The 13,983-nt window shown below is 40.4% G+C and carries 13 protein-coding genes; all 13 read right to left on the minus strand.

What is annotated here, in order from left to right; all coding sequences use genetic code 11:
- Positions 1 to 77: 77 nt before the first annotated feature.
- The 13 genes from AABK37_RS00565 to AABK37_RS00625 all read right to left on the minus strand — a co-directional run bounded on the left by AABK37_RS00565 (position 78) and on the right by AABK37_RS00625 (position 13,907).
- Complete coding sequence (locus AABK37_RS00565; RefSeq protein ID WP_432549672.1) at positions 78 to 1,838, minus strand: GNAT family N-acetyltransferase; 1,761 nt, start codon at positions 1,836 to 1,838, stop codon at positions 78 to 80.
- A gap of 43 nt (positions 1,839 to 1,881) precedes the next feature.
- Positions 1,882 to 2,205, minus strand: coding sequence for a TonB-dependent receptor (locus tag AABK37_RS00570; protein ID WP_432549673.1), 324 nt, complete (start codon positions 2,203 to 2,205; stop codon positions 1,882 to 1,884).
- A gap of 34 nt (positions 2,206 to 2,239) precedes the next feature.
- Positions 2,240 to 2,452, minus strand: coding sequence for a hypothetical protein (locus tag AABK37_RS00575; protein ID WP_163518782.1), 213 nt, complete (start codon positions 2,450 to 2,452; stop codon positions 2,240 to 2,242).
- Positions 2,453 to 2,523: 71 nt separating this feature from the next.
- Positions 2,524 to 2,853: a hypothetical protein gene (locus AABK37_RS00580; protein ID WP_432549674.1), complete on the minus strand. Its 330-nt coding sequence runs from the start codon at positions 2,851 to 2,853 to the stop codon at positions 2,524 to 2,526.
- A gap of 107 nt (positions 2,854 to 2,960) precedes the next feature.
- Positions 2,961 to 3,233 carry a hypothetical protein gene (locus AABK37_RS00585; protein ID WP_432549675.1) on the minus strand — a complete coding sequence of 91 codons (273 nt, stop codon included), beginning with the start codon at positions 3,231 to 3,233 and terminating at the stop codon, positions 2,961 to 2,963.
- Between the two features lie 141 nt (positions 3,234 to 3,374).
- Positions 3,375 to 3,647 carry a hypothetical protein gene (locus tag AABK37_RS00590; RefSeq protein WP_432549675.1) on the minus strand — a complete coding sequence of 91 codons (273 nt, stop codon included), beginning with the start codon at positions 3,645 to 3,647 and terminating at the stop codon, positions 3,375 to 3,377.
- Positions 3,648 to 4,112: 465 nt separating this feature from the next.
- Positions 4,113 to 4,895 carry a peptidylprolyl isomerase gene (locus tag AABK37_RS00595; RefSeq protein ID WP_432549676.1) on the minus strand — a complete coding sequence of 261 codons (783 nt, stop codon included), beginning with the start codon at positions 4,893 to 4,895 and terminating at the stop codon, positions 4,113 to 4,115.
- A gap of 125 nt (positions 4,896 to 5,020) precedes the next feature.
- Positions 5,021 to 5,218 (minus strand): hypothetical protein, encoded by a 198-nt coding sequence (locus AABK37_RS00600; RefSeq protein WP_039748075.1) that lies wholly within the window; start codon positions 5,216 to 5,218, stop codon positions 5,021 to 5,023.
- 100 nt (positions 5,219 to 5,318) lie between these two features.
- Positions 5,319 to 6,872: an HlyD family efflux transporter periplasmic adaptor subunit gene (locus AABK37_RS00605; protein WP_432549677.1), complete on the minus strand. Its 1,554-nt coding sequence runs from the start codon at positions 6,870 to 6,872 to the stop codon at positions 5,319 to 5,321.
- Between the two features lie 221 nt (positions 6,873 to 7,093).
- Positions 7,094 to 10,165, minus strand: coding sequence for a peptidase domain-containing ABC transporter (locus AABK37_RS00610; RefSeq protein ID WP_432549678.1), 3,072 nt, complete (start codon positions 10,163 to 10,165; stop codon positions 7,094 to 7,096).
- 847 nt (positions 10,166 to 11,012) lie between these two features.
- Positions 11,013 to 11,192, minus strand: a complete 180-nt coding sequence (locus tag AABK37_RS00615) for a hypothetical protein (RefSeq protein WP_432549679.1) — start codon at positions 11,190 to 11,192, stop codon at positions 11,013 to 11,015.
- Between the two features lie 1,242 nt (positions 11,193 to 12,434).
- Complete coding sequence (locus AABK37_RS00620) at positions 12,435 to 13,184, minus strand: peptidylprolyl isomerase (RefSeq protein ID WP_432549680.1); 750 nt, start codon at positions 13,182 to 13,184, stop codon at positions 12,435 to 12,437.
- Between the two features lie 252 nt (positions 13,185 to 13,436).
- Positions 13,437 to 13,907 carry a HetP family heterocyst commitment protein gene (locus tag AABK37_RS00625; RefSeq protein WP_432549681.1) on the minus strand — a complete coding sequence of 157 codons (471 nt, stop codon included), beginning with the start codon at positions 13,905 to 13,907 and terminating at the stop codon, positions 13,437 to 13,439.
- Positions 13,908 to 13,983 lie beyond the last annotated feature (76 nt).

Raw genomic sequence — 13,983 nt, forward strand, 5'->3', positions numbered from 1 at the left:
AACTAAATAAACTGACGGGGTTAGGTTTGTGTATTCCACTGAAAAAGTCAAATACTTTTGCTAAAATTTAGTGGTTACTAGGCACGAATGAGAGTTTTTTGATCGCGGGTGCTTGCAGTTTCATTTTCACTTTGTTCTTGCAGCACCAGCTCCAAATTATAGCGAGCTGATGCCAAGTCAGGCTGCATAGAAATGGACTGCTGATAGTAGGCGATCGCCGTTTTTAAATCCCCTGCCTGTTTACACTTCGAGCCTAAATCGTTGTTCATCGCTGCGTAATGAGCTTGTTTATCTGGGGAGAGCTTTCCTTGAGCATAAAGTGCATTGGCTAAGTTAACCTCAGCTTCAACGCAATCAGGCTGTAGCGAGAGTGCTTTTTGATAACAAGCGATCGCATCTTCAACATCACCTTGTTGATGCAGCGCATAGCCAAGGTTATTGTATACGGCGATCGCCTGTGGCTGTAGAGCTAAGACTTGATTATAGGCTTCTATCGCTTTTGATAATTGACCTTGAGCTTGATATAAATTCCCCAAGCTAAATAAAGCCTTGATAGAATTGGGCTGAACCTGAAGCAAGTTTTTGAGAAGATTTTCGCTTCTTTCGTACTCACCTTTTTGCCTCATCAACACCCCCAGTCCATAGAGTGCTTCCGGGTGATTTGACTGAGCTTCTAAAATCTGACGGTATCCCTGCTCGGCTTCGGTAAGTCGGTTTGCTCGATGCTCCCCAAGAGTAAGTTGCAGCGCGAAAGGAATAATCCTCACATCGAGTTGTCTATTCTGGCAATCTTTGTATTTGGCTACGATATGCTGAATCCGACGCTCTTTAGCCCCAAAAGAATACTTGTATTCCTCATTTCCCCTTAAAAAGTCGTAAACTTTAAATCCATTTTGAATAGCGTATCGGATAGCGTCAGCATGAAGGATAAGTCCAGGTGGCGGATTTTTAAAAGTTTCATCGCGACCTGTAATGGAGAATAGCATGGATTTTTGACGAACATCAACAAAGTTAGCGATCGCTCCTAAAGGTGTATCCCCTTTCCATAGAACCGGTAAATACAGACAGTTATTTTCAAAACAATGACGTAAAATAGCGCGAACGTAATCCATAATTACGTCACAGTTATCCCCTTTTTTATCTCTCCATTTTGACTCCCAGAACCTGAGTAGTATCTCAATATGAGACTCCAGATTGTTTGCGTCAACGTGGGTAATATGAAACTCGTTATAGCTTTCGATTTTCTTTAAAAAGCGCCTGATTTTTTGGCGAGTATTTGAACCTACGTTGTTTTGCAGATATTGATCCCAGTCGTCTGCTAATGAAACATAAGGGGCAATATAATGATCGGTATCTTCTCCCTGATTTTGAATGCGGTGTTGACTGAACTCAAAAGTATCTCTAGAGAAATGACTCAAGAAGAGGGACATCCGTGTATCTGTTTCTAAAATATTTTGTACATCGAAAGTAGACCATACTAACTGCTGTTGGATGTAAGCGGCAAAAGCAGGAATTACCTCTTCTTCATAACCTGGCAGGCAAATAAGTCCCGTGTAATCTGCCATGCTATTTCCTGCCATGTAGAGTTGAGTATAAAAACCACCTCCATTCTGCTGTTCTAGTACAACTTTCAGCGGAAAAAACGCAACATAGGATGAATCGTGGGTATCTGGTTTGGCAGCTAATATGAACCACGGTTCATGCACCATCTGCAACCATCCAGACAGCCAAACCCAAGATAAGAAGAACTCAGCCTGAGGATCGGCAGCGTATACAGAATCCCAATTTTCTCTTATTTTCTTAAATGTTTCAAAATTATCAATTATGTTAATCTGCATATCATTTTTGCCTCAGCAATAATCTTCCTATCGGGTGAGACTATTAACGGTTGGTTAAATTAAGTGAAATTGAAGTACTACTACTCCGAGATGAAGCAGTTTGGTTTCCAGTTTTTGCATATGCTGTGGCTGTTGCATCGGCTCGACTATAGTCAAGGCTACCCAAGTTTTTAACATTTGTCTTGCTTTGAGTATTAGTATAAGTAGTCTCACCGATGGCAACTGCACCTGCACCAGCTGTGGCATATCCAGGACTGGTTGTTGTTGTGGTAACTGTACCAGCGTAAACATTGCCACCATACACAATGCTGCTTTCGTTAATCGATTGTAAATAACTTAAGTCAGAGATGATCAAGAAATTCCTCACACTTACCTCACGAGAAATTTTCAGCCAACTAAATTCACAGAAAAGAACTACTAGAGCAACTAGATGTTGATGTGCTGCTACTATTTGCGTAACTGCTGGAACTATTACCAGATGAAACGTGTACAGAAACGCTTTGACTAATCTCACCCTCATCATCACCAGATGTTTGGACTACGCTTTTAGCCTCGGCAATCACTTTACCATCAGGTGAGACTATGCGTTTAACCACAACTTTATGTTGAGTCATAATCTTAACACCATCTCTTGTTAATTATCAAAAAATAGCAATCACTAAGATGTGATTGCATAAAATACTAACTAAGTAGAACGGCTGGCGAAGGAGACGGCATAATTAAGATTATTTATCTGCCCAGATGCTCCACCCAATAGTTCTTTACCATCTTGACTAGTGGCTCGATATCCGTAATGTTGCCCGTTTTGATCGCTGAATTCTTCAAGCAAATATTCCCCTGTTTTTTTTGAAGATTGTTTGTAAAATCCAGGGATGCGAATCATTAACCAGTCCAATATATCAAGTTTCGGTGCTATATCTGCTGTATCAGCTGTATCTTCTGATAATCCGCCTCGAACTTGACTAATATTGGCTGTTTCACAAAAGCTGAGATCGTAAATTTTGAGTCTGCTCATATGACTCCTTAAACCCCCTGAAAAAGACAGCCAGAAGCTATCTATATATAGTTTCTGGCTGTTTTTAAGTAGAGCTATTTGTTGCTCTAGTGTTCAACGGTTAATAATCAGTTTGTAGCAGCAATCGAGGTGCTCTTAGAAGAATATGGAGTGGTCTCAACAAAGGTTTGGCTAACAGTATCGTAACCGTAAGCTTCAGCTTCAGCAGTAGCTGCGTTGCCCTTGACGTTAACTTTTGAATCAATATCTTTTTTGATACTGACGTATTCCTTAACGTAGAGTGTACTTGACGCATTAGATTTACCATTACCTAGATAGATACCACCAACAACAGCAGAACCTTCAGTAGCTTCTAAGTAGTTCAAATCTGAGATAATCATTGGGTTTCTCCTGGGAATTAATAACTATGTTCTGGGAATTGGTGCAAACAACTTGTTATTTATTGTTTGCTTTTTCTGCAAGCAACTTGTTTCTCTTTCAAGTAGAGCTATTTCGTTGCTCTAGTGTTCAACGGTTAATAATCAGTTTGTAGCAGCAATCGAGGTGCTCTTAGAAGAATATGGAGTGGTCTCAACAAAGGTTTGGCTAACAGTATCGTAACCGTAAGCTTCAGCTTCAGCAGTAGCTGCGTTGCCCTTGACGTTAACTTTTGAATCAATATCTTTTTTGATACTGACGTATTCCTTAACGTAGAGTGTACTTGACGCATTAGATTTACCATTACCTAGATAGATACCACCAACAACAGCGGAACCTTCAGTAGCTTCTAAGTAGTTCAAATCTGAGATAATCATTGGGTTTCTCCTGGGAATTAATAACTATGTTCTGGGAATTAGTGCAAACAACTTGTTATTTATTGTTTGCTTTTTTTGCAAGCAACTTGTTTCTCGTTGCTCATATTTATAAGATACCTTATTCATTTAAAAAGTCAACCCGTTTTTTAGGTTTTTTTGAAAAATTTTGGATTTTTATTTTATTATTAATAACCACAATAACACATGATAAAACTAGGCAATATTTAACTTTTTTACTGCCTAGGAACAATGTTTTTATGACTATTTTTAGAAGTTATAAAAAATTATTCTTTCGGAACAAAGATTCCAAAAGATAAATAATTTTTCTTGTCTACTATGAATTTACCTGTCTTAAAAAGAAGTATGGTTTGACATATATTTCCCTTTTACACCCGAAAATGGGCGGATTATCCGTGATAAAAATGTTTAAATTTATCAGGTATTTTGTGTTGGTTAATAACAAGCTTAAGCCGGCTTAAGCACTTCTGACTGTGGTTGCGAATTGCCATCCGAGTCTAACTTAGTGACAATTTCCAAAACCTGAATTTGTTGCTTTAACCACTCAGAAAACAATTCCGAAATGATTTTTTCGCGTAACTGGTCATCCAATTGGGGTTGAATAATTTCTTCCACCCAAATGAAATGCACTTGTTTTGAAGTGGTAATCGGTTTGAGAATTTTTGGAGCAGAAGCAAGAAATACAGCGGCTGCAATTTCTGGACGGAAATCTTTGCGGTATCGGAGTCCCTGATATCCATAAGCACGGCGAAGTTCAGGTTCTTGGATATATTGGCGAGCGATTTCTGGAAAAGTGATTTCGCCTTCTTCGAGGGCATAAAAAAGCTCTAAAGCCAAGTCTCTATCCTCAAAGATGACCTCATAGGTGACAGCAGCCACATAATCTAGTTGGTGTTCATAAAAGAACTTTTCGACGTGAGCCGAAAAGAGATGATTCGCCAACTTCCTGGAAAGGACGTTGTTATAGACTAATTCTTCAAACTCATTGACAGACAGATGGTGTTTTTCTAACCATGTCCATGTATCTTTAGCTTTGACAAGCTTCTTGGCTAGGCGTAAGTTATCTCCTTCTTGCTGTAGTTCGGCTTCCGTCAGCTTAATGCCAGCTTCTTCAGTTGCTTGGACAATAATTTTTTGAGATGCGATCGCTTTTACTACATCAGGAATTTGGCAGGAAAGTTTGATGCTATGAATAATGTCTAAATCAGTAATCGTCAGAATATTGGACATAATGCAATTCCTCCATAAGTTATTCCTTATCTACAAACTAGATAAGATGGAGTTTTGATTCTTAATTCCTTATTAAAACCCGACTTGGAAATGGGGTCTAGGTCACTTAGGTAGTAACAATGGTTCTATGCAGATACAGACATAGTTGATAATTCCCGATCAATTTTTTCCGCTAGTTTGTAAGCCATTAATGGGGGATTTCGATAGTTGCTGGCAGTTTTTCTAAATCCCCATCGTCTGGTTTCAGCTTCTGAAACTCCAAACTCTGCGGCTAGGTGGTGATAAGACCAGCCATATTTTCTCATTAAGTCAATTGGATGCATATAATAAGCTTGCTCCTGGTGTTGCTATATCTACGTTTAGGGTTTCCGAATGCTGCTAGGTCGAAGGTGGACTTTATATGCGCTCCTATAAAAGTGTTGACTACATCTCTAAACCGCCTTTTTGCAGTTTCTTAAACGGATCTAAAACAAAGTCAATCACGCGTCGCTGGCGAATAATTACTTCGGCGTTTGCTGTCTGACCGGCGCTTAATTGAATGCGTTTCTCACCATTTTGAACATACTGCTTGTCTAAGGCGATTTCTAACTCAAAGTTTTCTATGGTTCCTTGGGGTGTAACGCTTGCTTTGGAGTCGGGAGAAATCCAAGTAACTTTACCTTGGCTGATGCCATATTCTTGGAAGGGATAAGCATCAAACTTGACTTTGACTGGCATTCCCACCTTCAAGAAGCCGCTATCCTGAATAGGCATATTCGCTTTGAGTACGAAGCCACTATTTTTGGGTGCAATTTGGGCAATCCGCTGACCTGGTTGTATCACCGCTCCGGCTTTGGTGGTTGGCAACTCAAAAATCACTCCATCAATAGGCGATCGCACTACTCTTTGTTGCATCTGAAGCTTTAAGGATGTGATTTGGCTTCCTGCTTGAGCGATTTGAGATTGCAGTGCCCCAATTTGTGTATCCATGTCTTTGAGTTGTTGCTGATTTCTCAGAAGCGCCAATTGACCGTTTTGCAACAAGCTTTGATAGCTGTTTTGCTCCTCTTGCAGTCGGAGTTTTGCTTGCTTGATATCAGACTTTAACTGACTGATTGTTGCCTGGTAGCGATTCTGTTCTTCTTGCAGTCGGAGTGTTGCTTGTTTAATGTCAGATTGCGCTCTTTCGTAGAGTCGTTTGCTTTCTTGTTCTTCTTTTTTGAGTTGGTCAACTTGGTTTGCAGAAACGGCACCATCCTTCACTAGTTGGCTAAAGCGTTGGACTTGTCTTGAATCTATATCCAAACGAGCTTGAGCCGACTTCTGGTCATTTTCAGTGGTGCTAATCTGCTGCTGTGCCTGATTGACTAATGCCTGTTTTTCTAACTTTTGCAGGTTATAAGTACTCTGTTTGGCATCCAGGTTTTGTTTTGCCTGGTTGACTTGGGACATCTTTTCTAGGGCTTGGGATTGGTTTTGTTGCTCCTGAACGCCAAGAGTCAACTGTAATTGTTTTTTGAGTACATCCAGTTGCACCCGTTGATTTTGCAGTCCAGATAGCTTTTCCTGAGCCTGTTGCATTTCCGTTTGCAAGATATCAGACTCAAGTTCTAACAGAACCTGCCCTGCTGTTACGGTGTCACCTTCTTTTACCCTGACAGCTTTGACACTGCCACCTGCTTGAGAGTCTAATTTTTGCGTTGCACCTTTGGGTTCTATACGTCCTTTGGCGCTTCCAGTCTCATCTACTTTCGAGATGCTTGCCCAAGGTAAGGCAATGACGGCAAAGCCTACCAGCACATACAGCACACCACGTGTCCAGAGCCTAGGTAAGGCATCCAGGAGTTCTTCGGTGCCGTAATATAAATCTTGGGCATCACCTTCTCTTTCTCTACCAGGTGGAACCTCAGTAGATTTATCAGTCTCTGCGTAATTTATATACTCATCCGTTTCATCCTTGGTAAGTGCGGATGAGGAATTAAGAGATGTAAATGGCATAGTGATATCTCTGTTGAACGTTAGATGGGAAGAGGGGGAGAGGGGGGACAAGGGGGAGGGGGGGGAGCAGGGGGAGCAGGGGGAGCAGGGGGAGCAGGGGGAGAGTATTAAATTTTGAATTCTCCTTGTCTCCTTGTCTCCTTGTCTCCTTGTCTCCTTGTCTCCTTGTCTCCTTGTCTCCTTGTCCCCTTGTCCCCTTGTCCCCTTGTCTCCTTGTCTCCCTAAACTGCTTGAGCCAGTTGTTGTTGATTTAGGTAGTAATAATGACCTTTTTTGGCGATTAATTCGTCGTGAGTGCCGCTTTCGACTAATAAGCCGCGATCCAAAACCAGAATTAAGTCAGCATTGCGGACAGTAGAGAGTCGATGGGCAATGATTACACTAGTCCGTCCTTTAAGAATTGTTTTTAAGTTGTTCTGAATAATCCGTTCTGATTCAGAATCTAGGTGACTTGTGGCTTCATCAAAAAGTAACAAACGGGGATTTCCCATCAAGGCACGGGCGATCGCCAGACGTTGGCGTTGTCCACCAGAGAGCATTCCCCCACCTTCACCGATTTGGGATTCATAACCCATTGGCAGTTGCTGAATAAATTCATCAGCTCCTGCATATTTTGCTGCTTGAATAATTTCTTCTATAGACGCTTCCGGGTGCGCGATGGAGATGTTTTCGCGAATGGTACCACCAAACAGAAAGGTATCTTGATCGACAACACCGACTTGAGAACGGAGCGATCGCAAGGATACACAACTGATATCATGACTGTCAATCAATACTTTGCCATCTGTCGGAGGGTATAAACCTAAAATTAATTTGCTCAGGGTTGTTTTTCCAGACCCAGATCGTCCAACTAGTGCCACCATTTGATTGTTCTGGATTTCAAAGCTGAGATTTTCCAGCACGTTCGTCTCACTTTCTGGGTGATAGCGGAAGGTGACATTATCAAAGCGAATGTTACCGTCAAGTCTACCTAAAGTCTTCCGGGGTTTATTGTGTAAGTCTTCTTCCGGTTCCGCTTCTAAAACATCATTAATGCGTTCGGTGGAAATCACGATTTCCTGCAATTCGTTCCACAGCAGCGACAGCCGTTGAAAAGGACTCAATACGTTACCCACCAACATATTGAAGGCAACTAATTGCCCAACGGTGAGATCCCCTTGAATCACCTGCCATGCTCCAAACCACATCAATCCTGTATTCACAAAGGTTTGAATTGCACCACTGATGATTTGTAAGCGATTGCCGATTATCTGAGCATTAAAGCCTTTTTTTACCAAGTTATTCAGTAATTCTTCCCAACGCCACCGTACTGTCTGTTCAATTGACAACGAGCGGACTGTACGAATTCCTGTCAGGGATTCAATCAAATAGCTGTTTTCTTCGGCACCAGCGTTAAAAATCTCTCTGGAAATACGGCGCAAAATACTGGTGCTAGCTAGTGCCAAGATAAAAAATGGCGGCACAGTACACAGCACAAATAATGCCATCCGCCAGCTATAAGTGAACATCATCGCCAGATAGACGACCAATGTCAGCATATCCAGCATGATTGACAGTGTTTGACCGGTCAGGAAACGCTGAATTTTCTGGTTTTCTTGGATGCGAGAGACAATATCCCCGACATAACGCGACTCAAAATAGGAGAGGGGCAAGCGGAAGGTATGTTTGATAAAACCCACCAGTAACGAGAGACTAACGCGGTTTGCCGTGTGATCCAGCAGATATTGCCGCACTCCGTTCATGGCAATACTAAACAACCCAAAAACGATCATCCCCGTACCAACGGCGTTTAAGGTGGCAACGCTGCGTTGTACAAGCACTCTGTCTAGCAACAACTGGGTAAATACCGGCGTTACCAGTCCAAATAGCTGCATCAGCACGCTTGCCAAGAAGACTTCTATCAATACCTTATAGTGAGGTTTGATTAACTCAAAAAACTTCCAAAAGCCTGCACTCTCGGCTTTGGCATCTTTTAGTAGTGATGTGGGTTGCAGTAATAATGCATATCCAGTCCAACCGATTTGAAATTCCTTTTTGGTCAAGCTGCGTTGACCAAGGGCAGGGTCGCAGATAATTACTTGCTTTTTGGTTATTGCATAGACGACAACGAAATGCTTGCCTTCCCAGTGAGCGATCGCTGGCAGAGGTTGTTCTGCTAATTTATCGAGGGTAGCTTTCACGGGACGGGTAGCAAAACCAAGGTTTTCTGCTGCCGCTGCTAGGGCACGTAGAGATGCCCCACTGCGGTTGACGTTGGTCATATCCCGCAAGCGATTGACACTAAAGTGCTTACCCCAATAGTTACCAATCATCACCAGACAAGCAGAACCGCAATCTGATGCGCTTTGTTGGGCGTAAAAGGGATAACTCTTGGTGAATCTTCCCCACCAATGCCCCGCTCGCACTTTTGGGCTAGGAAAGAAAGGACGTGATTTTTTTTGTTTTTCTTTTGGCTCTTGTTCTCGTTTGGGAAAGGGAATGACTTTAGCTCTGGAGTCATAAAGCTCAACACTTGACCTGTTCTTTCGTGGCTTTCGCTCAACGGTTGCGTAGGATCGGCGCTCTTGGTCAGCGACAAACGACTGTAATTCTGGGCAGTTTAAGAGTGCTGTTTGCCAATCAGAATTCTTGAGAATGTAAGCGATCGCTGGTTGCTGAACCTGCCAACTACCTGTTTTTGGCTGTGCATAAATGTTGCCAGGAGTCAAGGTGTAACCCTGAGAATGCTGTAGTTGCCCTCTATGTAACAGCCACAATTGCGATTGGGATAGTTCTGTACTCACTTCGCCAATCTTTAGATTGTGCCGTTCAAACAGAGATAAGGCTTTGAGCATTCCTTCCACTTGAGAAGTATGGCGCGGAAATTGTGAGTTTTGGCGACACAACAGCAGTAAATCCCAAATTTCGGCGCGGGCATTCAGGCGATCGCTTATACTTGGATATGTGCGAAATATGAATTCCAGCGCTTCAAAGGGGATATAGCCAAGCTTTAAATTAACAGAAGCTCTAGCTGCGTAATTTGTCAACTCTTTTTCGGGAAACAGAGTTATCTCACCGAATGATTCCCCAACACAAAGAGTAGTAATTAAGTTATCAGCACTATCTAAAAGCCTGCATTTACCCGCCAGGATAATATAAATCCCTGGTTTTGCTGATGCTGCTTGCCAAAATTGCTTTGAGTCAGGTGGTTCGACAATTTCAATTAATGCCAAACACCTGTCAAGTTCGCTGTCGCAAAGCGTTTCACCCCAAATTTGGGTGAGTTGTTGACTTAACTGTTGCCGTAAAAACACTGTTTCCCCCTGTAAATATCACATAATAGTCAAGGGTTTTTGACACTTGACTAATGAAAACGCCAGATTGAAAGATAAATGGAAACTAAGTTGATCTTATTGGCAGTTGCAAATCTTAATTCCCCCATCCTTAGAAAAGAGAATTAGTTCTTAACAGGATAATTTTTGTTAAGTGGACTTGAGCGCTCGTTCTAGATATTGATGACTAAGTATGGACGCGCGAGCGCGATCTCGCGTCGTGCAGGTATCGACATGCCAACATCTAGCAGCAATTTAATGGGAGCGCTATTTCTGGGAAATAACTGAATATTTCAAATATTTGGGTTTGATATTTCCCCATATTTGCCAGCAACATAGTTTTTCTGCGACAACTATATTCTCGCTGCAAATTCGCGCCGAAATTCTTTATCTGAGCTTGACATCCAAAAAGCTTTAACAACTTGCTTTTTTGCAAGTCGTATCTCTCAACAGCCTTGTCTTTAAAGAAATGTTGTGACATAATTTTATCCAGTTGTCATCAACTGTACTTTGTGGGCAAGTTCGTCCGCAGCAGCTGTTTTTCTAAGCCGGCAAGCTAAAGTTCTACAGCTGCTTGCATTAATTAGTCCTAAAACGACAATTAAGTCGTTAAGTGATGTGCAACTAACACCGGGTTTCCCCCCTGTGCTTTGCGAGTCTAGGGGGGTTATTACCGGTTTGTATCATTTAATGCGTCAATCTCCTGTCTTTAATTAGTTTCTCTGGAGATATACCGACATCAAAGACTTGTAGTCACATGATGTTGTGTTTTGATAAAGTTCCTTAAGCCAAACCATAGCTGAAAACTTTGCTACATCAGGTGAGGAATTTAAATGACTTTTTGCCGATGCCAAATCACTATAAATGCATACATAGGCATGAGTCGCAACTCTACTCTATCCTGTTGTCGAATTTTTTCCTCAATCCAGCCGATGAAAGTTTGGTGAAGTAAAACTGCAAAGCGAATTGTTAGCCAGCAGTAGTAAGCAAAGAGTAAAAAAAGATACATAATCCATAGTTGGCGAGCCCCTAATAAACAACAGTAAATGACAAACGCACCTCAAACGGTGAATTAGTCACTAGTGGAACCTAAAATTTCTCAAGCTTTGATAACTTACGCATTGACATCAGTGGGAATTGTGTTCATTCAGCCACACCTCATTTTTTGAAGGTCAGTTAAGTCTCAAGAGCTTTTGTTCTCTTTTTGTATCGTAATGGGTGTATCAAAATAAAATTATGCACTTTTGCGATAAAAATGATAAAAAAGCTCAGTAATTGTTTACAACATTAACTTAATATTCAGAAAACACAATAATCGTGTAAGTATGATGGCGTAGATTCACACAATTCTTTATCAAAGCCATCAATTCCACGCGAAAGCGAAAATATGATGGTATATACATTTGTTACATTTTTAACATTACTCCTCAGCAAATAATTAGAAAAAAGCTTATTGGAGTCTGCTAAAGGGTTTTCTTTTATTTTAATTATCTTCTTGAACTCTGCACAACAATAAGTGCGTACCTACTCCTCCAAATATTTGATGTTGTTAAGGATGATTAACAATCATACGTTTTAAGCTGCTCTAGCCATTGAAGATAAAAGCGACTTAGACTAAGTATTAGTACAACAGTCACTTTTTGTTAGCCTACCATGACCTCTCTTAGTAATCAGCAGATTCTTATAAATCTGAAATAATTTAAAAGTCAATTTCAGCTAGAAAGCGAGAGATTTTTATACTCTGCACTCACACACATCTTCTTCTTAATAGATTTAGGTATATTTAGTCAAGCTATTCTGACAAAAAACCCAAATCTTTATCACAATTTTATAATTTTTTCACCGAAATTTAAAATTGTATTTTCTCTGACACTAAAATTAAAGTTTATTTAAATTTTATTAACTATTTGGTTTCTCAGCATTTTCTAGGTGGATTAGTAGAACTCAAAATCTGTTAAAGTCAAACTTTATTTCTTACAGCCAATCTTGTCCAAACGCATATATTTTAATTAATATTTGTGCATCTATCTAAAGTAGGAAAAATATCAAGTCATTTTAAAGCACATGTATACAATTTAAGTATCTATCATAAGTAAGAAAATATTATAGTCTATTCATCAGATTTTAAATACCTCGCCGACGCCGGGGAACCAGGATTAGCTACGCTATCGGCTAAACAAACGAACAAACGAAATTCTGAACGCCAAAAGCCAAGGAGCGTCGGCTTTTCTCCACGTAGGTGGACTGGAGCTTATCTTATTTGTAATTGTGATAAATTAAGCATATAGTCTAACTCCGCAGTTAGCCACTGCTGAAACATATTATTCAGAATTTCTTGATATCTTTCAGGTGATAATTCCGCAGGAATCAACTCTTCAACCATTAAAAGATGATAACCTCGGTCGGTTTTCAGCGGTCCAATCAACTGCTGAGGTATTGTTGTAAATATAATAGCAGCTATATCTGCCTCTATGGAACAACGGTAGACTTTTCCTTCGTAACCGCACTGTTGTCGGCGCTTATCATCAATATCATAAAGGTGAGCCGCATCATAAAAACTGATTTCACCTTCTTCAATTTGATAGTAAAGTTCTTGAGCCAGTTTTTCATCATCAACAATGATTTGATAAAAGATAACTTGCTCAAAACTAAGGCTATTTTGGAGAAAAAAACTTTCTACTTCTTTAGCAAACAGCGTCTGAGCCAATTTTTGTGACAGTAGATGATTGCGGATTCCGACTTCCCAATCATCCAAACTAATCAATTCACCTGTTAACCATGACAAAGTATCTGTAGCTTTCTCCAAATGCTTTTCACGACGTTGACGATTCGCTTCTGCCTCAATTTCCTGTGTCGTGACAATAATCCCTCTTTCTTGTGCAGCCTGACATATCACCTTTTGAAATAAAATCTTTTGACAGACTTCTTTGAAACTAATTTCGCTTTTGAGGAAGTTGACAATCTCCTTTGGTTCAATAACTAATTTTGAAAGGTCATTCATGATTTTTTAACAACTAACTAAGTCGGCGCTATTATTTCAAGCTATGTTAATAAATTTAAATGTAGGGTGCGTTAGCCTACGGCGTAACACACCCTACGAACTACTACGAACTGCGGCTTTAATAACTCTTTTTGAAAGGTCATTCATGAGTTTTTAATAAATATCATAGCTTTGGCGAAAGGTAATAGAGCATAGAAGTTATTAACCATGCCCTATTCTTAATGACCAAAGCTATAAGTTGATGACACACTGTTAATTGAGATTACAGAATTTTTCGGAAAATTCTGGAGCTATTTCTGGTCTTAATTCAGATTTAATGGATTGATGCTCATCAATCTGTGTTCCCAACTGTTGATCTAGACCGCGACCACGAATTTCTGTTTTATGTTTGCCAACCACTTCTAAATAAGCTAGGTCTTTAATTTTGCTTAAGCAACTGGGTGAAAGATTACCTTCAGACCTTTTTTCGGAAGATGATTTGACGATTTGTAAATTTTCGTTGTGCTGTTGATTTGACCTTATCTGCTGCATGTTTTCTTTGAGCAATCGATTATAAGTGCGGTAAGGAATGTAATGTAAAGGATTGTACCCGGCGAAACGTAGCATCAAAACACAAGCCCAGGAATACTTTCCGGCAAGAATGGCTTCAACTACCTGGTCTAATTGCTCGGGATTAATTGCCTTATTTAATTTGTGACTAATGTTAGTAATGTCTTGATTCATGGTTTTAGGTGTCTTGGATGAAGTAAATCAGCTTAACTTTGGCTTTGATTTTTGGTGGCAAAATGAAAAGAGCGCT

The organism is Tolypothrix sp. VBCCA 56010 (genome assembly GCF_050875635.1).
Lineage (GTDB): Bacteria > Cyanobacteriota > Cyanobacteriia > Cyanobacteriales > Nostocaceae > Hassallia.

Coding starts and splice junctions, on each gene's coding strand:
- AABK37_RS00600 (WP_039748075.1), bottom strand. CDS start 5,218: ATGCATCCAATTGACTTAATGAGAAAATATGGCTGGTCTTATCACCAC.
- AABK37_RS00620 (WP_432549680.1), bottom strand. CDS start 13,184: ATGAATGACCTTTCAAAATTAGTTATTGAACCAAAGGAGATTGTCAAC.
- AABK37_RS00590 (WP_432549675.1), bottom strand. CDS start 3,647: ATGATTATCTCAGATTTGAACTACTTAGAAGCTACTGAAGGTTCCGCT.
- AABK37_RS00585 (WP_432549675.1), bottom strand. CDS start 3,233: ATGATTATCTCAGATTTGAACTACTTAGAAGCTACTGAAGGTTCTGCT.
- AABK37_RS00605 (WP_432549677.1), bottom strand. CDS start 6,872: ATGCCATTTACATCTCTTAATTCCTCATCCGCACTTACCAAGGATGAA.
- AABK37_RS00625 (WP_432549681.1), bottom strand. CDS start 13,907: ATGAATCAAGACATTACTAACATTAGTCACAAATTAAATAAGGCAATT.
- AABK37_RS00580 (WP_432549674.1), bottom strand. CDS start 2,853: ATGAGCAGACTCAAAATTTACGATCTCAGCTTTTGTGAAACAGCCAAT.
- AABK37_RS00615 (WP_432549679.1), bottom strand. CDS start 11,192: ATGTATCTTTTTTTACTCTTTGCTTACTACTGCTGGCTAACAATTCGC.
- AABK37_RS00565 (WP_432549672.1), bottom strand. CDS start 1,838: ATGCAGATTAACATAATTGATAATTTTGAAACATTTAAGAAAATAAGA.
- AABK37_RS00575 (WP_163518782.1), bottom strand. CDS start 2,452: ATGACTCAACATAAAGTTGTGGTTAAACGCATAGTCTCACCTGATGGT.
- AABK37_RS00595 (WP_432549676.1), bottom strand. CDS start 4,895: ATGTCCAATATTCTGACGATTACTGATTTAGACATTATTCATAGCATC.